The 19835-nt window shown below is 70.4% G+C and carries 17 protein-coding genes; 9 read left to right on the top strand and 8 right to left on the bottom strand.

The features are described 5' to 3' along the window. Nucleotides 1–56: 56 nt before the first annotated feature. Nucleotides 57–1301: an MFS transporter gene (locus ACLHRZ_RS18105; protein WP_490419487.1), complete on the bottom strand. Its 1245-nt coding sequence runs from the start codon at nt 1299–1301 to the stop codon at nt 57–59. Between the two features lie 139 nt (nt 1302–1440). Here ACLHRZ_RS18105 and ACLHRZ_RS18100 point away from each other — a divergent pair, with 139 nt between their 5' ends. Next, nucleotides 1441–2376 carry a LysR family transcriptional regulator gene (locus ACLHRZ_RS18100; RefSeq protein WP_490419486.1) on the top strand — a complete coding sequence of 312 codons (936 nt, stop codon included), beginning with the start codon at nt 1441–1443 and terminating at the stop codon, nt 2374–2376. 73 nt (nt 2377–2449) lie between these two features. Here ACLHRZ_RS18100 and ACLHRZ_RS18095 read toward each other — a convergent pair whose 3' ends face one another. Continuing rightward, entirely contained in the window at nt 2450–2905 is a 456-nt protein-coding gene (locus tag ACLHRZ_RS18095) for a MarR family winged helix-turn-helix transcriptional regulator (protein WP_490419485.1), read from the bottom strand. A gap of 118 nt (nt 2906–3023) precedes the next feature. Here ACLHRZ_RS18095 and ACLHRZ_RS18090 point away from each other — a divergent pair, with 118 nt between their 5' ends. The 3 genes from ACLHRZ_RS18090 to ACLHRZ_RS18080 all read left to right on the top strand — a co-directional run bounded on the left by ACLHRZ_RS18090 (nt 3024) and on the right by ACLHRZ_RS18080 (nt 6409). After that, a complete protein-coding gene (locus ACLHRZ_RS18090; protein ID WP_490419484.1) occupies nt 3024–3416 on the top strand; it encodes a nuclear transport factor 2 family protein in 393 nt (130 codons plus the stop codon). A 110-nt stretch (nt 3417–3526) separates the two neighbouring features. After that, nucleotides 3527–5011: an FAD-dependent monooxygenase gene (locus tag ACLHRZ_RS18085; protein WP_490419483.1), complete on the top strand. Its 1485-nt coding sequence runs from the start codon at nt 3527–3529 to the stop codon at nt 5009–5011. 240 nt (nt 5012–5251) lie between these two features. Continuing rightward, nucleotides 5252–6409, top strand: a complete 1158-nt coding sequence (locus ACLHRZ_RS18080) for an RICIN domain-containing protein (protein WP_490419482.1) — start codon at nt 5252–5254, stop codon at nt 6407–6409. Between the two features lie 118 nt (nt 6410–6527). On the opposite strand, the gene ACLHRZ_RS18075 is transcribed toward ACLHRZ_RS18080, so the two are convergent. Then, nucleotides 6528–7085: a DUF3291 domain-containing protein gene (locus ACLHRZ_RS18075; RefSeq protein WP_490419481.1), complete on the bottom strand. Its 558-nt coding sequence runs from the start codon at nt 7083–7085 to the stop codon at nt 6528–6530. A gap of 313 nt (nt 7086–7398) precedes the next feature. Here ACLHRZ_RS18075 and ACLHRZ_RS18070 point away from each other — a divergent pair, with 313 nt between their 5' ends. After that, nucleotides 7399–8334, top strand: a complete 936-nt coding sequence (locus ACLHRZ_RS18070) for a GDSL-type esterase/lipase family protein (RefSeq protein ID WP_490419480.1) — start codon at nt 7399–7401, stop codon at nt 8332–8334. Between the two features lie 45 nt (nt 8335–8379). On the opposite strand, the gene ACLHRZ_RS18065 is transcribed toward ACLHRZ_RS18070, so the two are convergent. The 3 genes from ACLHRZ_RS18065 to ACLHRZ_RS18055 form a co-directional block, all read right to left on the bottom strand. Next, nucleotides 8380–8715 (bottom strand): immunity protein CdiI family protein, encoded by a 336-nt coding sequence (locus tag ACLHRZ_RS18065; RefSeq protein ID WP_490419479.1) that lies wholly within the window; start codon nt 8713–8715, stop codon nt 8380–8382. Between the two features lie 68 nt (nt 8716–8783). After that, the gene (locus ACLHRZ_RS18060; protein WP_490419478.1) at nt 8784–10049 is read right to left on the bottom strand and encodes a M20 metallopeptidase family protein; all 1266 of its coding nucleotides are present in this window, start codon (nt 10047–10049) and stop codon (nt 8784–8786) included. Between the two features lie 201 nt (nt 10050–10250). Then, the gene (locus ACLHRZ_RS18055; protein WP_490419477.1) at nt 10251–11129 is read right to left on the bottom strand and encodes a helix-turn-helix domain-containing protein; all 879 of its coding nucleotides are present in this window, start codon (nt 11127–11129) and stop codon (nt 10251–10253) included. A 183-nt stretch (nt 11130–11312) separates the two neighbouring features. On the opposite strand from ACLHRZ_RS18055, the gene ACLHRZ_RS18050 reads away from it, so the two are divergent. Continuing rightward, a complete protein-coding gene (locus ACLHRZ_RS18050; RefSeq protein WP_490419476.1) occupies nt 11313–12236 on the top strand; it encodes an alpha/beta hydrolase in 924 nt (307 codons plus the stop codon). Nucleotides 12237–12421: 185 nt separating this feature from the next. Here the strand turns inward: ACLHRZ_RS18050 and ACLHRZ_RS18045 are convergent, their stop codons facing one another. Further along, complete coding sequence (locus ACLHRZ_RS18045) at nt 12422–14377, bottom strand: hypothetical protein (protein WP_490419475.1); 1956 nt, start codon at nt 14375–14377, stop codon at nt 12422–12424. A 293-nt stretch (nt 14378–14670) separates the two neighbouring features. Next, the gene (locus ACLHRZ_RS18040) at nt 14671–15894 is read right to left on the bottom strand and encodes an MFS transporter (RefSeq protein WP_490419474.1); all 1224 of its coding nucleotides are present in this window, start codon (nt 15892–15894) and stop codon (nt 14671–14673) included. A gap of 99 nt (nt 15895–15993) precedes the next feature. On the opposite strand from ACLHRZ_RS18040, the gene ACLHRZ_RS18035 reads away from it, so the two are divergent. From ACLHRZ_RS18035 to ACLHRZ_RS18025, 3 genes are all read left to right on the top strand, one after another. Continuing rightward, nucleotides 15994–16446 carry a winged helix-turn-helix transcriptional regulator gene (locus ACLHRZ_RS18035; RefSeq protein WP_490419473.1) on the top strand — a complete coding sequence of 151 codons (453 nt, stop codon included), beginning with the start codon at nt 15994–15996 and terminating at the stop codon, nt 16444–16446. Nucleotides 16447–16578: 132 nt separating this feature from the next. Next, a complete protein-coding gene (locus ACLHRZ_RS18030) occupies nt 16579–18000 on the top strand; it encodes an eCIS core domain-containing protein (protein WP_490419472.1) in 1422 nt (473 codons plus the stop codon). 726 nt (nt 18001–18726) lie between these two features. Further along, nucleotides 18727–19782, top strand: a complete 1056-nt coding sequence (locus ACLHRZ_RS18025) for an NHL repeat-containing protein (protein ID WP_490419471.1) — start codon at nt 18727–18729, stop codon at nt 19780–19782. Nucleotides 19783–19835 lie beyond the last annotated feature (53 nt).

Below are 19835 nucleotides of genomic sequence, written 5' to 3'. Positions count from 1 at the left end.
CGCACTGGCGGACCGACTGTGGTCTGCGCGCTGCGGTGGCGGAACGTTGTGGCGTGTCATGAGTGACTGAAGGACGGTTCCGGCTCGTGCCGCGGCACTTGGTCGCGTCGGGGCAGCAGAAGCGGGGTGGCCAGGATGAGCAGTCCCGCGGCCGTGAGAGTGGTGCGTGGGCTGGTGATGTCCGCGAGCAGCCCACCGAGCGCGGTGCACAGGGCGATGGACGTCTGCTGGCCGATCGCCCAGGCCGTCAAAGTGCGGGCGACGAGGTGTTCGGGCGTGCGTTCGAGCCGGTAGGTGGCGAGCACCGGGGTGTACAGGCTCATGTTGATGATGATCGCCAGCTCGACGGCCATCACGGTGACGAGGCCGACGACGCCGGGACGGATGAAGACCAGGCCGATCAGCCAGACGGCGCGCAGGGTGCCGACGGTCCGGAAGACCCGGTGCCGTCCGTAGCGGGCCACGACACGGTGGGCCAGCCGGGAGCCGATGAGTCCGCCGAGGCAGGGGGCGGCGAAGGCGAGGGCGTACTGCCAGGGCGGGAAGCCGAGTTGGCGCAGGAGGAGCACCGCGAGCAGCGGCTCGGTGGCCATGATCAGGCCGGAGACGAGCATGTTGTTGAGGTAGAGCGCCCGCAGGCCGGGATCGCCCATGATGTGCCGCCAGCCGTCGAGGAGTGCGCCCGTGCGGACCGGGTTCTCGTCGCTCGCCTTCGGGGCTTCCTCCCGGCCGCGGATCGCGGTGACGCCCAGCGCGGAGAGCAGGTAGCTGAGCGCGTCGGCCACCACGGTGGTGACCGGTCCGAACAGGCCGATCGCCGCCCCGCCCAGTGGTGGCCCGACCGCGATGGAGCTCCAGTTCGTGGACTCGAACCGCGCGTTGGCCACGAGCAGGTCCTCTGGCCGGACGAGGGCCTTGAGGCAGGCGCCACTGGCCGCATTGAACGCGATCTTGGCCGTGGCGACCACGGCCGAGACCACGAGCAGTTGGACGAAAGCGAGTCGGCCGAAGGCGTAGGCGACCGGGATCGTCGCCATGGCCGCGAACCGGGTCAGGTCCATCGCGATCATGACCGGGCGCTTGCGCCGGAACTCCACCCATGGCGCGAGCGGTACCGCGATCAGCGCGCCCACCGCCGGCCCCACCGCGGACAGTGCGGACACCTCGACGGGACCGGCGTGCAACACCAGCACGGCGATCAGCGGTAGGGCCCCGAACCCCAGCCCGGACCCGTAGGCGCTGACCGCGTACGCCGCCCACAGCCAGCCGAACTGCCGGCCCAACGCTCTCCTGCCCCTCATGCTCAGCGCGCCCCCTCGACGTCCCACTCGAACAAACCGACGTTGACCGATGAGAGCTAAGCGAGCAGCACAACCACAGGTCAAACAACCGCCTCGCCGTCTCTCCACAACCGTCAGTTGTTCACTAAGGTGGATCGGCGTGGATCTCGAAGCCGTACGCACCTTCGCCGCCGTCGCGGAAGCGGGCCAGTTCCAGAAGGCCGCCGCCGACCTGTCGATCACCCAGCAGGCCGTCTCCAAGCGCATCGCCGCGCTGGAGCGCGACCTCGGCGTGCGGCTGTTCACCCGCACACCGCGCGGCGCCGAGCTCACCATCGACGGGCAGGCGTTCCTGCCCCACGCGCGCGATCTGCTGCGCGCCGCCGAGCGCGCGGTCGCCTCCGTGCGCACCGGCCGCCGCCCGCTGCGCGTCGACGTGATCAACTCGCGCGGCGCGGCATCGGGCCTGATGCGCGGCTTCCACCACGCGTACCCCGAGACCGGCCTCGACGTGCTGATGCTGCTCGACATCGAGACGGCCGTCGCCTCCATCCGATCCGGTGCGATCGACGCGTCCTTCCGCGCCGTCGCCGCGCCCGGCCGGCCCCTTCCCGAGGACATCGAGTCCGTCCGGGTGCTCGACGAACCGCTCCAGCTCCTCACCGGCCCCGCCCACGCGCTGGTGGGCGCCCGGTCGGTGCGCCTTGCTCAACTCGCCGAGCACCGGATCTGGATGCCCGGCATCGTCCCCGGCAGCGAGTGGGCCGCCTACTACGACGACCTCGTCGCGGAGTTCGGCCTCACCATCGAGGCGACCGGCCCCAACTTCGGCTCCGACGCGCTCCTCGACACCGTCGCCGACACCCCGGCCCTGGCCACCTTCATGAGCGAGTACACCCGCCTCGTCTGGCCCGCCGGCCACGACCTGCGCCGTATCCCGGTGACCGACCCGACGCCCGTCTACCCGCATTCGCTCCTGTGGCACCGCGACAACCCCCACCCGGCGCTGGCCACCCTCCGCGCCCACCTCACCGCCACAGCGGCCGATCACGACGCCGCCGGGACCTGGGCACCGGGCTGGGTGCTTCCGCACTGAGCGTCTCCGCGCCTGCGGCCATCACGGCCGGACCGACGGACGGGGGCTGACAGGCGGGGCCAGAGTGTGGCCGTCAGTGGCGTTCGGCGCCGAACGGTCCCTCGTCGACGAAGCGGCGCAGCTGGCGTGCGAAGGCCTGGGCGTCCTCTTGGGGCCAAGTGGCGAGCGAGGATTCGATGCCGGCCGCCAGGCGGTGTCTGGTGACCGACACGATGTGGTGGCCCTGCTCGGTGAGCGCGAGGAGGGTCGCGCGGCCGTCGGCCGGGTCGGGCTGGCGCTGGAGCAGGCCGGCCCGTTCCAGCCGGTCGGCGCGGCGGGTCACGGTGGTGCGGTCGAGTCCGATCTCGCGGCCCAGGTCGGCGGCGCTGCACGCTCCGGTCCGGGCCAGGCCGCTGAGGACCGGGTACGTGAGGTCGTCGACTGCTTCCCCCAGCCCCTCGGTCAGCCGGGTGTAGAGGTGGGCGCGCGTGCTCCGCCGCAGGAGCAGGCCCAGCGCATCGGCGATGTCGTGTCCGGTCGAGTTCTTCACCCCTCCAGATTAGCGTGCGCGCCGCACGCTTTTCCTGTACAGTCATAAGCGTGCTTCAGGCACGCATCTCCGATCGATGTACAGCGGGCCACTCCCGCACCCGACCGAAGGAATCCCCATGAACCGCACCGACGTCCGCGCCGCCCTCACCGACCTGCTCCTCACCCCGGGCCTCGGCCTCGACGAGGCCGCCGACCGGCACTTCGCCCCCGACTACCGCCAGCGCACCGACGGAAGCTGGGCGGACCGCACCGAATTCCTCGCTCACATCGCCCACCTGCGCACGGTCGTCGCCGGCGGCTCGGTCGAGGTGCACGACGAGCTCTCGTCCGGCGACCGCTACGCCGACCGCCACACGATGGAGGTCGTCAAGACCGACGGCTCCGTCGTCCGCATGGAGGTCTACCTCTTCGGCGAGTTCGCCCCCGACGGCCGCTTCCGCCGCATCGAGGAGACCACCCTCATGCTCGAAGGCGCCGACGCCGACCGGAACCTCGGCAGCGCCCGCTGAGCCGCATCGCCCGCATTGCCCACCTGACGCCACGCGGCCGCGCCGGTCCCAGTGCATCGGCGCGCCGCCGTCACGGCGCATCATCCGAAAAGTGAGAGGAAGTGATTGTCGTGCTCGATGTGCTCATCGCCGGGGCCGGCCCGGTGGGGCTCTGGCTCGCCGCGGAGTTGCGCCTGCACGGGGTGGAGGTGACCGTCGTGGAACGCCGGGCGGTACCGGACGGACGCTCGCGCGCGGTCGGCATGCAGGCCGGCACGCTGGAAACCTTCGCCACCCGCGGTCTCGCGGAGCGTTTCATCGAACGCGGCACCCCGGTGCCGACCGGCCACTTCGGCGCGGCGACCACCCGGCTGGACTTCTCCACGGTCGGGGCGGTGCACCCCTTCATGCTGGCGCTCGGCCAGTCCGTCACCGAACAGCTCCTGGAGGAGCACGCGGTCGCCGTGGGCGCCCGAGTGCTGCGCGGGGAGGAGGTCGTCTCGCTCACCCAGGGGCCGGACGCCGTCGAGGTGGTGATCCGGGCCGGCGGCACCCATCGGACCGTGCAGGCCCGCTGGGTGGTGGGCTGCGACGGCACCCGCAGCACGGTGCGCCAAGCGGCCGGCATCGGCTTCCCCGGTCAGGACACCACCCTGACCGGGTGGCTCGCCGACGTCGAACTCGACGATCCGCCCGCCGCACCGCCCGCCGCACCGCTCGCCGCCACCGGACCGGCCGGTTCGTTCCTGGCGGCCCCGATCGGCGACGGCGTCCACCGGCTGGCGGGCCTGTCCACGGCCACCATGCACCACGGCACCGCCGAACCGCTGACCCTGGAGGAGGTGCGCGAGCAGACCCGCACGCTGCTGGGGCGGGACCTGGGCATGCGCAACCCCCGGTGGCTCTCGCGCTACGGCAATGCCACCCGCCAGGCCGCGCGGTACCGGGCCGGACGGGTGCTGGTGGCCGGGGACGCGGCGCACATGTTCTTCCCGGCCGGCGGGCAGGGCATGAACCTCGGCATCCAGGACGCCACCAACCTGGGCTGGAAGCTGGCCGCCACCCTCCAGGGCCGGGCACCCGACGGACTGCTCGACAGCTACGACACGGAGCGCCGGCCGGCCGCCCGCGCCGTCATCGACAACACCCGTGCACAGCTCGCCCTGTTCGCGGCGGCGAGCCCGGAGCAGATCGCGCTGCGCGAGGTCTGGTCCGCCGCGCTCGACGAACCGCAGACCAACCGCCAGTGGGCCCGCCGGATCGCCGGATTCGACGACCCGCTCCCCGCCGACACCCCACCCGGCGCGCACCCGCTGAACGGCACCCGACTGGCCGGCCTCGCCCTGGACACAGCCGGCGTACCCACCGCCCACCCGTTGATGCACCACGGCCGACCACTCCTGCTGGACCTCGACGGGACGCGGACACCGTGCCCCGCGGACGGCCTGGAGCAGCGGGCAGGAACCGTCGACTCCAAGGCGGCGCATCCGATCTGGCGGGACGTCACCGCCGTCCTCATCCGGCCGGACGCCCGGATCGCCTGGGCCAGCACCGACACCGACGCACAGCGCCGGGCCGCGGACTGCCTCACCGCCCTGCGCACCCTGTGCCGCTGAACGCCACTCGGCGAGCCCACCCGCCGATCCCACTCGGCGGCCCTCTCTCACGGACCAGGCCGGATCAGCGCGCGGCGGCCCGGGTCATCGAGCGGCCGCAGCCGCGTCCTGGTCGGCCGATGTTGCCGGACCTGCCACTTTGCGGATAACCCGCAACAGCCTTTTCGCACAAGGGACTTTCGTCTTTATGATCACCAGGCCGAACAGGCTCCCCCGTCCCCCACCCATGAAAGACCCCCCATGATTTCACCGACCCGACCGGCGGTCCTGCGCCGCTGGATCGCCGCGGCCACGGTCCTCGCCTCCGTGACGGGCACCGCCGTCGCCACGGCCGGCCCCGCAGCCGCGTCCGACACCCCCGGCTCGTACACCAACTACAGCTTCCCCGGCAGCGCCAACGGCCTGTCGAACGTCACCTTCCGCACCACGGTCACCAAGGACCCCGGCCGGGCCGCCAACGTCTTCTGGAGCCATCAGTTCGGCTTCACCAAGGGCAACGGCGCCTACACCGGGATGCAGGCGAACGGCCCGGGTGAGAAGCGCATGTTCCTGTTCTCCGTCTGGGACGCGACGGAGGCGAAGCCGGGATCCGCCGGCAGCTATTGCGTGGACTTCGGCGGCGAGGGCGAGGGCAAGAGCTGCCGCATCGCCTACGACTGGCAGCAGGGACACACCTACCGCACCCGGGTCGCCCACCAGGGCAACCGCTGGTTCGGCGTCACGGTGACCGACGAGACCACCGGCAACTCCTTCAAACTCGGCAGCATCCGCGCCGCCTCGGACCGGATAGCACCCGACGGAATGGTCGACTGGACCGAGTACTTCGAGTGGAGCGACTCCCGGGCCTCCTGCAGCGACCAGCCCTACTCCCAGGCGCGCTTCGGCCTGCCCGAGGGCGACGACGGCAAGGTCAAGGCCAAGATCTCCGGTACCAGCGCGAGTACGAGCTGCCCGAACGCGAGCCGCATCGACGTCAACAGCACCGGCAGCGTACAGAGCAACGCCCTGGGCAACTCGGTGCGCGGCCCCGTCACCGAGCCCGGTGGCAAGGCCGTCACCGGCACCAGTGGGACCACCGGCAGACCCGCCGTCCTGGCCCGGCCGACCGGCAACGACAACCAGCAGTGGGTCCTCGGCAAGGACAAGGCCCTGCACCTGATGAAGAGCAGCATGTGCCTGGACGTCGCGGAGAGCGGCACCGGCAACGGCACCCCGGTCCTGGTCTACGACTGCACCGGCGGCGCCAACCAGCAGTGGGTCCGCTCCGGCAGCGGCCTGCGCAACCCGGCGTCCGGCCGCTGCCTGACCGCGCCGTCCACCGCCGACGGCACCGCGCTGCAGATCCGCGACTGCACCGGCGCGCGCACCCAGCAGTGGACGGTGCCCGGCACACCCTGATTCCGCGCGACGGCGTCCACCGCCCCTGCTGCGCCCGCCGGTTGGCGAGACGGTCACGCAGCCGTGCGTGCCGGGGTTGGTGGACGCCTCTGCGAACCCAGTCGTTCAGGCTTCCTTGTCAGCGAACCTGGTCGCTCTTCGGCCCGATGCCTTTGATCCTGGTCGGAGTTCCGTCCGGGGCGAACGAGTGGTGGAAGGTGAAGGCGTGCGGCGTGGAGCCGCGGTCCTGGAGGTGCTCCAGCCTGGAAACCCCGTCCTGCCAGGTGGGTATCACGCCGTCGGGGACCCACCAGAACACGTAATTCGGGTGTTCCGTCCTCTCGAACCAGTCGTAACGCCTGTTCAGCGCCGCACGGTGCAGACCGGTGTAGATGGCGTCGAAGGCGGGGCGCAGGTCGGTCCAGAGAGAGAGGGTCGCGGCCAGTGCGATGCTTTCCACCGTACGGCCCTTGCCGTACCAGGCCGGTACGGCGAACTCTCCCCATGCACCCCAGTCCAACGCGAAGTGTGAGGCCCGGTCACCATCTGCCGCTACAGCATGAGCGACGTATCCGGGGTGCTGGCTGATCTTCCGGTAGACGGCCTCACCGATGTCGTAGAACTCGCGCGTGAGAGGTGCGGGATCGGCGAGAGGTGACTTCAGGACGCTGAACGTGTACAGAGCAAGATGGGGCATGCGTCTCTCCCTGGTCGGGGTGCCTGGTGTGGACCCGGTGCGGTGGCTCATTCATGAGGGCGAGGGTTCGTGGGGCGTGACGAACTCGTCCCGTGGCGGGTGGCTGAGCATGAAGAAACCCCTGTCCGGCCGTGGGCGACCGCCGAACGCCAGGTGAAGGTAGCCACCTCTGCGGGCTGTGTCGAAGTTGCGTTTTCCCTGTCCAAGTGGCCTCTTGCGCAGGCCCTTGCGGGAGTCGGGGCTGTGGCGCTGCCTGCCGTCGTGGAAAGTAGAGTGAGTTGATCATTCCGAGCGAAAGGCCACGGCGCTCACGGTGACCGAGTCCCGCCCCCACACCCTGTTCTCCTTCGGCACGCTGCTGGACCAGCACGTCCAGACCGCGCTCTTCGGGCGCACCGTACCGACGACCGCGGCATCCCTGGCCGGATACACGACCCGGCCCCTGGCCATCACCGACGAGTCCGTGATCGCCACCAGCGGCCAGGACGTGCACCTGACGCTGGAGCGCAGGCTCGGCGGCACGGTCGAGGGCGCCGTCCTGCGCCTGAGCGACCAGGAACTGGCCGCCGCCGACGACTACGAGGTCGCCGACTACGCCCGGCGGCGAGTACTCCTGTCCTCAGGGGAGACCGCCTGGGCCTATCTGGACGCCAGGCCGCTTCGCTCGGCGGCGCGCATCGTGATCGTCGGCGACAGCATCGCCTATGGGCGCTGCGACCCCCAGGGCGGCTGGGCCGCGCAGTTGGCGGCAGCCCACATCGGGGCGAACGAGAGCGAGCACCGCGTCTTCAACCTCGCCATCCCCGGCAGCACCCTGGCGGATGCCGGCGAGCAGACCCCCTCGCTCCTGCCTCCCCGTCACCCCGACACGCTCGTCGTGGCCGCCGGGATCAACGACTCCGCCGTGCCGCTCGCGGCGTCGGACACCGACCAGGACGGACTGGCGCACATCGCGGGCCACCTCGATTCCCTGGCGGCGACAGCCCAGCGGCACAACGCGCGCATGGTCGTCCTCGGACCGACCTGGCTCGACGAGACACGCACCGGCGACTACGAGGGCCTCCGCTTCACCACGGCGCGGGCACTCGCACTGCGGGCGGCCCTGGAGAGCTGGTGCGCGGACCGTCACATCGACTATCTCGACATGTGGGAACCGCTCCGCGACCAACCCCACCTGCTCGTCGACGGCCTGCACCCCGACTCGGAAGGACACAAGGAGCTCTACCGGCACCTGAGCGCCTTCTGCTGAACGCGGAGGAACTACGGTGACGGCGCCGGATGCCACCCGTGCGTATTACGGGATGTCGCGTCTGGCCCCGATGCGGCCGTCGTGGTACCTGACCTTCCAGCGAGGCCCGAGCTCTCCCGCGAGCTGCCGGGCGAGTGCCTCACCGGTCTCGTAGAAGGCCTCCTCGGCCTGCTCCGACGGGAACGCGGACGATGCCGGGTCGTCCCAGCACAGAATGCCGTCGAATTCCGCGGCCCAGGCATCCAGTCGCCCGGCCAGGTCCGGTGTCAGAGCGAAGGACGGATCGTGCGGTGAGACGTTGTCGAAGACGTCGGGGATCCAGAGCGGATAGCAACTGTAGTCGGCCATGACCGTGATGGTGCGCGGCTGATCGTCAATCATGATCTGCAGTGTCCCCCACGGTCCTGGCCAGGAAGAACCGCGTCGTCGGGCCCGCCGGGCAGGCTCCGTTACCTATGGGTCCGCTCCGCGATCCAGCCCGCCATTGTCCGTACGCCGAGGCCGATGGCGCGCTCGTCCGGGGCGAAGTCGGGGTAGTGCGGGTAGCTGGTGGTGATGGGGGCGTCGGGGGCGCGGACGCCGAGGAAGGTGAACGTGCCGGGGAGACGGTCCAGGTAGAGGGCGAAGTCCTCGCCGCTGAAGGGTGGGAAGGCGGCACGGAGTTCGGTGACGGCATCGCCCCCGAGTGTGCGACGCAGGTGGTGGGCGAGCACGCGGCCGTCGCGCTCCGGACAGACCATGGCCGGGAAGGGGGCGGCAGGGAAGCTCACCTCGGCCCCCGCGTACGAGGTGACCAGGCGGCGGATGTTCTGGCGTACCTCGGTGTATCGCTCCTGCGGCCAACAGCGGTAAGCCACCGTCACCTTGGCCTCCTGTGCCTGGGCCCGGACGGCCACGAACCGGGCCAGCGGCCCGTTGGGCGTCCGGGCGTCGGCGACGATCCTCTCCAGGTCCGCGGGGGTCTGCGGCAGTGCCACCGTGGCGAGCGCGCCGATCTCGGCGGCCAGTCGCCGCGCGGCATCGGGCGCGTCGGGCCCGGAGAGCGTCACCTCCGCCTTGTCCTGGCCCGGCATCCCGAAGCCCGGGGTCACGGCGAACCGGCCGACGGGGAACGGCCCGCAGTGCAGAGCGTGGACCTCCTCCACGCGGGTGCGCTCCAGCACGCCCGCGTCGATCAGTGCACGGGCTCCCGACAACGTCTCCTCGGCAGGTTGAAAGAGGAAGACCACCGTTCCGTCCAGTTGCCGGCGCAGCCGCGCCAGGACCTGTGCGACGCCGATGGCCACCGTGGTGTGGATGTCGTGCCCGCACAGGTGGGCCGGTGCCGGGCCACCGCCGACGATGTCCTTGGGCGGCACCGCGTCCATGTCCGCCCGGTAGGCGACGGTCCGGCCCGGACGTGTGCCCCGCAGGACGCCGACGACGCCGTGGCCGCCCACCCCGGTGGTGACGGCCAGCCCGGCAGCCCGCAGCTCCCGGGCCACCACACCGGCGGTGCGCTGCTCATGGCCCGGCGCCTCGGGGTGCCGGTGGATGTCCCGCCGCAGCTCGATCAGCCTCCGATTCAGGCGCGCCGCCCCGGCGTCCACCGCCCCTTGTGCCACGGGCTGTTCCCGCCCGTGGGCGGCAGCCGTTCCCGCGGTTCCCCACGCGACTCCCGCACCGGCTGCCACCGCACCGGCCAGCAGCGTGCGGCGCGCGAGAGCGCGCTCCATGGGACGATCCACTGTTCCCCCTCGTGCTTCTCCGGGTGGTCTTCCGCTATGCCTGACGGTCAGTCGGCTCCCGGCACCTGCGTGTCGGGCCGTTGCCGCGAGGTGAGCGGAAAACCTGGTCACGACACGATCGCCGCATGCAACTGCCGTTGCCCATCCGGCGGGCCACCACGTGGAGGTGGGGGTATCCCCAAGGGGGAGTTATGAGCGTCGGTCGTCGGCAGGGGCGGTGCTCGGTTGCCGGGTCGCCCACGAGGTGAGGATGCACAGGGTGTCGTGGGAGGGGCTGCCGGGTTCGGCGGTCAGGACCATCAGGCGCTGTCCGGAGCCGTCGGGACTGGCCCAGGTGTCGCAATCGAGGGTGAGGTCGCCCACCAGGTGGTGGCGGTAGTGCTTGGTGCCGTAACTGGTGCTGTTGACGCGGTGCTCGGCCCACCAGGTGCGGAAGTCGGCGTCTTGGAGGGACAGTTCGCCGACGAGCCGGGCGAGGTCGGGATCGTCGGGGTCGGCTGCGGCCTCCATGCGCAGCGCGGCGACGGCTTCGCGGGCGTCGTGGGCCCAGTTCCGATGCAGTTGCCGGATCACCGGGTCCGTGAACAGCAGCCGGATGTAGTTGCGTTGTCGGGCCTGGACGGCGGCGAAGTCGATGTAGAGGGATATGGCGGCGGGGTTCCAGGCCAGGATGTCCAGGTGTCTGCCGAGGACGAGCGCGGGGGTCTGCGTCAGCTGGTCGAGCAGACGTCGCATGGCGGGACGCAGGCGCTGGGCGGGGCGACGGCGGCTTGGGTGGGCGTCGGTTCGGCCGGCGAGTTCGTAGAGGTATCTCTGCTGGTCGTCGTCAAGGCGCAGGGCGCGGGCCAGGGTGGTGAGCACGGGTACGGATGCCCGGACACGGCCCTGTTCCAGCCGTGTGTAGTAGTCCACGCTGATGGCGGCGAGTCGAGCGACCTCCTCGCGGCGCAGTCCGGCGACTTTGCGGGCGGAGTCCGTCGCGGCGAGGCCGCACTCCTGCGGTGTCAGCCGGGCCCGGCGGGCCTTGAGGAAGGCTCCCAGCGCCCGGGAGTCGGAGTGTGAAGTCATGCGCTCAAGTGTCATTGCGCCGCTGTGGCCATGGCGCATGGGTGAGGGGGCAAGTTCCTTCCCAGGCAGAAACCTGGCTCTCCCGCTCGTGCGGAGGCCGGTGAATCGTGGGCGTGCGCCCGCCCCGGGTCCGCCGCGCGGGCGCGTTACGACACGTCATCACCGTCTCAGGGAGAGTGCCTCATGGCCAGGACCACCGTCAGCTTCGACAGCGCCGGCATCCCGCTCGCCGGCCACCTCTACATCCCCGACACACCGGCGTCGGGTCCGCGGCCGGCGCTCGTGGTCGGTCATCCCGGCACCGGCGTGAAGGAACAGACCTCCGGCACGTACGCGCGGCTGATGGCCGAGCGCGGTTTCGTCGCCCTCGCCTTTGACGCCGCTCACCAGGGCGAATCCGGTGGTCTGCCGCGGGGCCTGGAGGACCCCGCCCAGCGGGTGGAGGACTTCAAGGCCGCCGTCTCCTACCTCACCGCCCTCGACGCGGTCGACGCAGACCGGATCGGGCTGCTGGGCATCTGCGCCTCCGGCAGCTACTCGCTGGCCGCCACCGGAACCGACCACCGCATCAAGGCCGTGGCCGCCGTGTCCACCGCCGAGCCCGCCCGCCAGTTCCGTCTCGGCGCCGACGGGACCCAGGATCCTGCCCTCTTCCAGGCCCTGTTGGACGCCGCCGCAGTGGCCCGCAGTGCCGCCGCACGCGGCGAGGACCCGGGCACGATGACCCTGTTCCCGGAGACCGCCGAACAGGCCCGCGCGCTCGGTGGCCGGCACGGCGTCGAAGGTTTCGAGTACTGCTGCACCCCGCGGGGCCGGCACGAGCGCTCCGCGAAGACCCTGGCCTGGGAGAGCATCGACAGAATGGCCCTCCACGACGCCTTCTTCGCCGTCCCGTCGATCGGCCCCCGCCCGATCCTCCAGATCATCGGCGAACGCGCCGTCACCGCCTGGATGGCGGTCGAGGCCCACCAGCGCGCCACCGGCCCCAAGGAGATCCACTGGATCAAAGGCGCCAGCCACGTCGACCTCTACGACAAGAAGCAGTACGTCGACCCCGCCGTCGACAAGCTCACCGACTTCTTCACAGCCCACCTCACCACCGGCTGACTCACGGCCTGCGGGCGCTCCGACCGGATACCTCCCACGCGTCGGCCGCCGCCAACGGCAGCAGGGCCCTGCCGATCAAGTCGTCGGCAGGGCCCTGCTGTTGTCCGCTGGGAGGACCGGGGTTCACGAGGGCTCGGGGAACGTCTGCCGGCATGCTTCGCCGGGTTCCCGTGAGCCGGGGTGAGTCAGGACTTCCGGTCGCGCCAGGGTGCGTCGGCCAGTCCCGGCCACTTGTCGGCGAGGGAGAGGACGGCGCTGTCGCCGCCCCACGTCTCGGCCTTGTTCTCCGTCACGTTGTACCGCAGGTAACGGTCACCCTTGAAGAAGTAGACGGCATCCGTCGTACCCGGGACCGGGGACGCGGCCGTGAACCCGTTCTCGAAGCCGGTGCCCTTCAGACCCGGCCACTGGTCGGCGAGGGAGAGGACGGGGGTGTTGCCGTCCCACGTCTCGGCCTTGTTCTCCGTCAGGTTGTACCGCAGGTAGCGGTCGCCCTTGAAGAGGTAGACGGCGTCCGTCCTGCCCGGGACCGGGGTCGCGGCGGTGATGCCGTTCTCGAAGCCTGTGCCCTTCAGGCCCGGCCACAGCTCGGCCAGCGGCAGGACGGGGGTGTCGCCGCCCCATGTCTCGGCCTTGTTCTCCTTCAGGTTGTATCGCAGGTAGTTGCTGCCCTTGAAGAAGTAGACGGCGTTGTCCGCCGCGCCCGGGACTTCCACCACGGCGTCGATGCCGTTCTCGAAGCCGGTGCCCTTCAGGCCCGGCCACAGCTCGGCCAGGGACAGCAGCTTGCCGTCCTTGCCCCACGAGTCGACCGTGTCCGTCCGGGTGTTGTACCGGACGTAGCCGTCACCCTTGAAGAAGTACAGGTCGGTCGCCGACCCGGGAACGGCGGTCGCGCCGTCGATGCCGTTCTCGAAGGCCGTGCCCTGGAGGGAGTTGCGGCAGCCGAGGGCTCCCGCCTGGTCCGGATCGGCGCAGTCCGTGGTGACCGGGACGATCCTGAGGGTGAGCTTCGGGCTCGGGATCGAGTCGTTCTTCAGGGCGGTGAAGCCCAGACCGTGCTTCCGGCCGTCCGCCGCGAAGGCCCGGACGTTGCGCAGCGCCGCCTCGTTGGGGTAGTCCTGCTGTACTTCCGTGTCCGAAGTCAGTGCGCCTGACCCCCAGTTGTTGTCCCAGGAGAACCCGGGACCGGACTTGCCGATGGAGTACTGGACACGGTAGTGGCTGAACTTCGGGCCGTCCTGGTACTTCGGCCCGGCGCACCGGACCTGGACCTGGGTCCTGGTGACGCTGCCGCCGCTGTCCGCACTCACGGAGCACTCCTCGGGGTACTCCATGCTCACCCGGGCACCGGACAGGAAGAACCCGACCTCGGTGTCCTCGTGCTTGAGGCGGTCCGGGGCCCCGGTGGGAGGCAGGTACTTCTTCTCCTGGGCAGGGATCCGGGTCTTGGACACGAAGTCCTTGCCCGGCTGGCAGATGTAGTCCCGGCCGTCACTGTCCTTGCAGGTCAGCATCCAGCCCATGCCGACCACGGCGTCGGTGACCTGTCCGCTGCGCACGAGGGACGGCTTGTCCTGGTCCCGTTCCCGCTTCCACGTGTCGGAGACCGTCTTGAGCTTGTAGTAGACGGCGCGCGCTTCGATGTCGCGCTTGGCGTTCACGTTGATGGTGTTGGTGACGTTGAACTTGACCGTCTTGTCCGTGACGATACTGGACGTGTTGAAGTCCGGGAGGATCGCGTCGACGAGGGCCTCGCCGGTTTCCTTGCCGAAGTCCTTGCCCACGGCCTTCGCCACCATCTTCAGGCCCCCGAACACCCGGGCCTTCCACTCGCCCGTCCCGCCGTCGTCGACGCCGGTCTGGGTGGTCTCGGCCACCTGGTCCTCCCGGCCCAGGCTGAGGGTCTGCTCGGTGCCGGGGGCGATGCGCTGCGGAGGCGCGGCATCCTGCAGGTAGAACCCGTGCTTCTGGTAGAAGGGGAGCACGTACTGATAGGCCAGTCCGCTCGCCGGAGTGTCCTTGGGGTCTTCGACGGTCCGGCCGCCGGCCCACTCCCGCTCCTGCGGGCCCGGTCCGTCGGCGAAGGCGTCCGCGGGCCCCATGGCGGCTATCAAGCCGGTGGCGACGACGGCGGTCACCCATCTGACTGCTTTTGTCTTCAACTCTCCCCAATTCTCTCTGCAGGCACAGGACGCGGCAGGCGGAGGGGTGGGGCCGAGAGCCTCGTGCTCCCCCGCAGGGGCCGACCCTTCTCCGTGGTCAGCGGGGAAAGGCGGCGCGCGTCGGGGCAGCCTCCACCGGCCGCCCTCGATGTACGCCCCACATATGATCACGAAGGTAATGCCAGATCAAAACCACGCAAAGCAATACATGATTCAACTTATGCCTTGCATTGCAAGGCCAGCGGGGCGCCCGGCTTCATCGCGCGGCGTCACTCGGCGGCAGGGTCCGGGGTGCTGCGCCGAGTGAACACCCACACCACGAGCCCCAGGCAGCTGAACGCGGCACCCAGTGCGCAGACCGCGCCCCAACCGGCCACCGCGTAAAGGGAAGTTGCAGCAATGGCACCGGTGGCGCTGCCGATCGAGTAGAAGACCATGTAGCCGCCGATCAGGCGGCTGCCCGCGTCCGGGTGCAGTGCGTAGATCAGGGTCTGGTTGGTGACGTGGACCGCCTGCACAGCGAGGTCGAGGAGAACCACCCCGACGACCAAGGCCCACAGCGAGTGGCGCGCGAAGGCCAACGGCAGCCATGAGGCGGTGAGCAGCGCCAGGGCGATGCCGGTGGTCCGCCGGGAGAGTCCGCGGTCGTTCAGGCGGCCCGCCGCGTTCGCAGCCAGGGCGCCGGCGACACCGACCAGCCCCAGCGCACCGATCGCGCTGTGGGACAGGAAGTACGGGGCCTCGCTGAGCGGCAGTGCGACGCTGCTCCACAGGGTGCTGAAGGCGGCGAAGATCAGCAGGCAGAACAAGGCTCGGAGTCGCAGCAGGCGTTCCCGTGCGAACAGGGCGACCGTGGAGCGAAGGAGCTGTCCGTAGCGCAAGGTTGTCGGCGGAGCGGCGCTGTGGCGCGGCAGCACGCGGTACAGGACCAGGGCGAGCAGAGCGGTGACCGACGCCGAGGCGAGGTAGACGGAGCGCCAGCCTGCGAGGTCGGCCATGAGGCCGGATGCGGTGCGGGCGAGCAGGATGCCGATGACGACTCCGCTGGTGACCAGTCCGACGACCCGTCCGCGCGCGGCGGGAGGGGCCAGTGATGCCGCGAAGGCCACCAACGTCTGCGTGACGACCGCGAGAAGGCCCGTCGCGGCCATGCCCGCGAGCAGGACCGCCGCCGTGCGGGCTGCGGCCACCATTACCAACGCAGCTACCAGGAGCGCCAGTTGGGCTACGACGAGCCGTCTGCGGTCGGCCACGTCGCCCAGCGGCACGAGGAAGAAGAGCCCCAGCCCGTATCCGACGTGCGTGAGGGTGACCACGCTGCCGACGAGCGCCGGGCTCATGCCGAGGTCGTGACCGATGGTCACCAGCAGCGGCTGGGAGAAGTAGACGTTGGCCACCGCGGCCCCGCAGGCGACGGCTAACAGGGCGACGAGGCCGCGGGACAGGACGAACGCGGAATCCTCCCCGCTGCGGGTCTCGGTCCGAAGTGTCACAGCACTCTCCTTCGCGCATCTGGTTTCAACTTGCTACCACTGCAGCGACGGTAACCTTGCCGGTAGCATGTTGCAACCGTCGCGAGAGGGAGGAACGCCATGGTCACCAGGACGCGCTTCGACGACAGCGAATGCCCCGTCGCCCGGTCGGTGGACGCGATCGGCGACTGGTGGTCCCTGCTGATCGTGCGGGACGCCTTCGACGGAAGCCGGCGCTTCGGGGAGTTCCAGCGCAGCCTCGGCGTCGCGAAGAACATCCTCACCACGCGACTGCGCACCCTCGTCGTCGGCGGTGTCCTCGAATCCGTCCCCGCCTCGGACGGCAGCGCCTACCGCGAGTACGTCCTGACCCCGAAGGGCAAGGCGCTCTTCCCCGTCATCGTGGCGCTGCGGCAGTGGGGCGAAGCGCACTTCTTCGAACCCGGCGAACCGCACTCACAGTTGGTCGACCGCCGGCACGAACAGCGCCTCCGCGCACTGGAAGTGCGGTCCGCGGACGGGCGGCGGCTGCACCCCGACGACACCACCGTCCACAAGGTCGCCCCTCGGTGATCCGATCCGGGCGGTGACGCGGTGACGTGGCCGGGCCACCCGGTATCAGGGCAAGTCCCCCTTCCCACAGTCGAGTTCGGCGTTGTACGCATGGGCTGTCCGTTCGCCGTCAGGGAAAGGGAAGGGGACCACATGCGCACACACGCTCCCGGCCGGAGGCCGTCGGCCGCGAGGACGTCCGCCCCCGCACCGCCGTCGGCCCGGCCCGGCGGCCCGGCAGCGGCCGTCGTCCTGGATCTGCAGCGCAGGGCGGGGAATGCCGCCACGGCCCGGATGCTGCAGCGGGGCACACCGCGGTCCGGCCCCCTCGACGTCCTGCGCGCCCCCGGCCGGCCGCTTCCCCTGCCGCTCAAGGAGGAGATGGAGGCCCGGTTCGGCGCCGACTTCTCCGACGTACGGCTGCACACGGGCGCGGCGGCCCGGCGGTCCGCCGCCGGGTTCGGGGCACGGGCGTACACCGCCGGCAGCCATGTCGTCATCGGCGAGGGCGGCTCCGACCGTCGCACTCTCGCCCACGAGTTGGTCCATGTGCTGCAACAGCGGTCCGGGCCGGTGGCGGGCACGGACCGGGGCGACGGCACGAAGGTCAGCGACCCCGGGGACCGCTTCGAGCGCGCAGCGGAGGACGGCGCACGTCGCGCGCTGTCCGGGCAGGCCGGGCCGGGGGCGGCAGCCGCACCGGCTGCGACGGGGAGTGCGCAGCAGCCCCCGACGGTCCAGCGGATGAAGTTCTACCGCGGGGTGTCCGATGCCGACGCCGACCTCCTGGTGGCGCGAAGGGGCACCGGGGAGCCCGGAAGCACGGTGCGCGACGGGGGCCTGCAGCCCACGGGGAGCGGCGAGTTCGGCAAGGGGGTCTACTTCTGGGAGGAGGACCGCGACGCCGCCCTCGTGACGGCCCTCCAGTACCAGGCGCCGGAACGGGCCTGGGCGGTCGTCGAGTACGACGTCCCCGACGAGCTCGTCCGCAAGACGGCCGCTGACGACCGTGCGGCGGGTAAGGACTGGCTGAGCTTCCCGCACGATGCGGAGACCAAGCCTTCCAAGGACGCCTACGTGGCGATGCAGACCGAAGTTCCCCGGCCGTACGAGGAGTTCACTGAAAAGGACCTCGCGCAGGGGCGTCACCCGCATCCCCTCGTCCGGCATCCGGTGGAGGGCGGGGCGTGGGCGAAGAAGAAGGACGGCACCCCGGTCACGTCCGCTCCCATGAACGTCAAGCAGTTCTACGACATCAACAGGGACCCGAAGGGACACGGCGAGAAGTTCGGCCTGGGCGGGCTGCCCGCCGACAACATCGAGTGGACGAACCACCCCGTCGTCACGGGGATGTCCGCTGCCGACTACTCCCCCGGCGCGCCCCGGCAGGCACGCTTCCTGGGTTCCGGGATCGGCATGCTCAATCTCGGCGAGGGCGTCAGGATCACCAAGGTCCTGCACGGAGTTCAGGTCAAGAACCGTTCCGATCTCGCCTGGGTCCGGGGGCTCGAGATGAAGCACCGCACGACTGCGGAGCGCGATGCCAGGGCCAAGAATCTCCTTCCCCGCCCCTGACACGGTCGTTCGATTCTCCGGGCACATTCTGGTGGCAATTTCCCGCCAACGAGCCGCGCCATCCGCGCCGGAAAAACGGTTCCTGACAGAATTCCGGCCACCGCACCGCGCCGGAACGGCAGGGCTCGCGCGCTCTTGACACGCGCGAGCCGGTCGGCGCCACGGAAGAACGCAAGCGGAATTCCCGAGGCCGTATGCCGGTGTTCGCAGCCGGAACGCCACGGAGGACCGAAGCCGCGGATCTCCTGTCCGGAAGCCGCAGGAGCACCCCCCGCGTGGCCGGTTCGCCCGGGTGCGCGGGTAGTGCTGACGGCATAGTCTCAACCACCCGAGCGCGCCCCCGCGCGAACTGCCGGGCTCCACCACCTTTGCCGTCGCGCACTCCTGCTGCCTTACTGCCGTGCGCGCCGGGCGCGTTGAGGTATCGGCCACAGGACCGAAGGGAATACCGCTGTGCCGGAGATCAGCAGCATTCAGGAATATCCCATCGGGAACGGGGCTTACAGGCCCCACTCACTGGCCCAGGGGAACGCGAACTACCTCTGGGTCACCACCAGCGACAAGGCCATCATCCGTGTTCACCCGGGCGCCGGCCACAGTCAGATGGTGGTGAACCATTCAATGATTCCCCAGCTCAGCGCCGGAATCATCAAAGACCCCAATGGACTTCAACGGGTGTGGTTCGCAGCGCCGGCCCCGCCACGGCAGCAGGACCCGATCGTCATCATGGAGACCACGGGTGGCAACCCCGTGACCTTCTACCCGCTGGAGGACGACGCCAAGGCCGAGAGCATCAAGCTCCGCACGACCAACACGGGCACTCCCACCACGCCGGTCTACGAGTACAGCCTGCTGTTCGCCGAACCCGAGCACAGCTACATCGGCATCCTGACCCCCAGCATCGGGGGCCACATCGACCGCATGCCGGTCAGCCAGAGCACCTGGCTGTGGGACGTGGCCGTCAGCACACTCCCCGACGGGAAGACGCACACCTACTGGGCCACGGGCCAGAACAGGGCCAGCAACCCCGTCAGGAGCGAGAACGGCCTCTACCGCCGTCGCCCCGGAGACACGCAATGGGAGCGCATCGAGGTGCTCCGGCCCGGTCAGAAGCCCTACTACGTCATCGCGGACACGACTGCGGTGTGGCTGACCGCCACCAACCCGAACCAGGTCATCCGCTTCGACCTCAACACCGGCACCCAGCGCACGCAGGATCTGGGCACCGCCGTTCCGCAGCAGTTGGCCTTCGGCACGCTGGGCGACCTGTGGGTGGCCTCCAGCCAGGGGCTGCACGAGTTCGACAAGAATCTGACCAGCGGCGGCACCGTGGTGAGCCTGCCCAACGGCGGCGGAGCCAAGGGCATCTGCATCGCGGCCGACGGAAAGCTCTGGTACACCAACCCGGACCGCAAGACCGTCGGCAGCTACGACGTGCCCCCGCCCCCCTACGGATCCGCCTCGCTCCTGGGCCGGACCCAGTTCGTGTACCAGGGAGAGTCGGAAGTCCGCATGAAGGACCAGGTCGCCCAGCCTCTCGTCGTCGACTACGTGGCCAACGGACGACCCGTGCCGGGAATCCCCCTCACCTGCCGGATCGAGGCCGAGGGAGCGGCCTTCGAGGACGGGACCCACGAACGCGTGATCATCACCGACCAGCGGGGCCGGGTCGCCCTGCCCCCCGTGGTCGCAGGTGACATCCAGGAGGAGGCGATCATCAGCGTCGGCCTCGGCGACACCGAGCCGCACGCCGCTACGACGCTGAACATCACGCCGGCCTAGCGGCACACCCCGCACCACCCGGTCCGTTTCCCGCCCCCCTGGAAGGAGAAGCA

It is taken from the genome of Streptomyces sp. AM25, from assembly GCF_058146165.1.
The sequence above is the reverse complement of the archived record's forward strand: the minus strand, read 5'-3'. Positions and strand labels throughout refer to the sequence as shown.

Coding starts and splice junctions, on each gene's coding strand:
- ACLHRZ_RS18105 (WP_490419487.1), bottom strand. CDS start 1,301: ATGAGGGGCAGGAGAGCGTTGGGCCGGCAGTTCGGCTGGCTGTGGGCG.
- ACLHRZ_RS18090 (WP_490419484.1), top strand. CDS start 3,024: ATGAACCGCACCGACGTCCGCGCCGCCCTCACCGACCTGCTCCTCACC.
- ACLHRZ_RS18080 (WP_490419482.1), top strand. CDS start 5,252: ATGATTTCACCGACCCGACCGGCGGTCCTGCGCCGCTGGATCGCCGCG.
- ACLHRZ_RS18075 (WP_490419481.1), bottom strand. CDS start 7,085: ATGCCCCATCTTGCTCTGTACACGTTCAGCGTCCTGAAGTCACCTCTC.
- ACLHRZ_RS18065 (WP_490419479.1), bottom strand. CDS start 8,715: ATGATTGACGATCAGCCGCGCACCATCACGGTCATGGCCGACTACAGT.
- ACLHRZ_RS18060 (WP_490419478.1), bottom strand. CDS start 10,049: ATGGAGCGCGCTCTCGCGCGCCGCACGCTGCTGGCCGGTGCGGTGGCA.
- ACLHRZ_RS18055 (WP_490419477.1), bottom strand. CDS start 11,129: ATGACTTCACACTCCGACTCCCGGGCGCTGGGAGCCTTCCTCAAGGCC.
- ACLHRZ_RS18050 (WP_490419476.1), top strand. CDS start 11,313: ATGGCCAGGACCACCGTCAGCTTCGACAGCGCCGGCATCCCGCTCGCC.
- ACLHRZ_RS18035 (WP_490419473.1), top strand. CDS start 15,994: ATGGTCACCAGGACGCGCTTCGACGACAGCGAATGCCCCGTCGCCCGG.
- ACLHRZ_RS18030 (WP_490419472.1), top strand. CDS start 16,579: ATGCGCACACACGCTCCCGGCCGGAGGCCGTCGGCCGCGAGGACGTCC.
- ACLHRZ_RS18025 (WP_490419471.1), top strand. CDS start 18,727: ATGGAGACCACGGGTGGCAACCCCGTGACCTTCTACCCGCTGGAGGAC.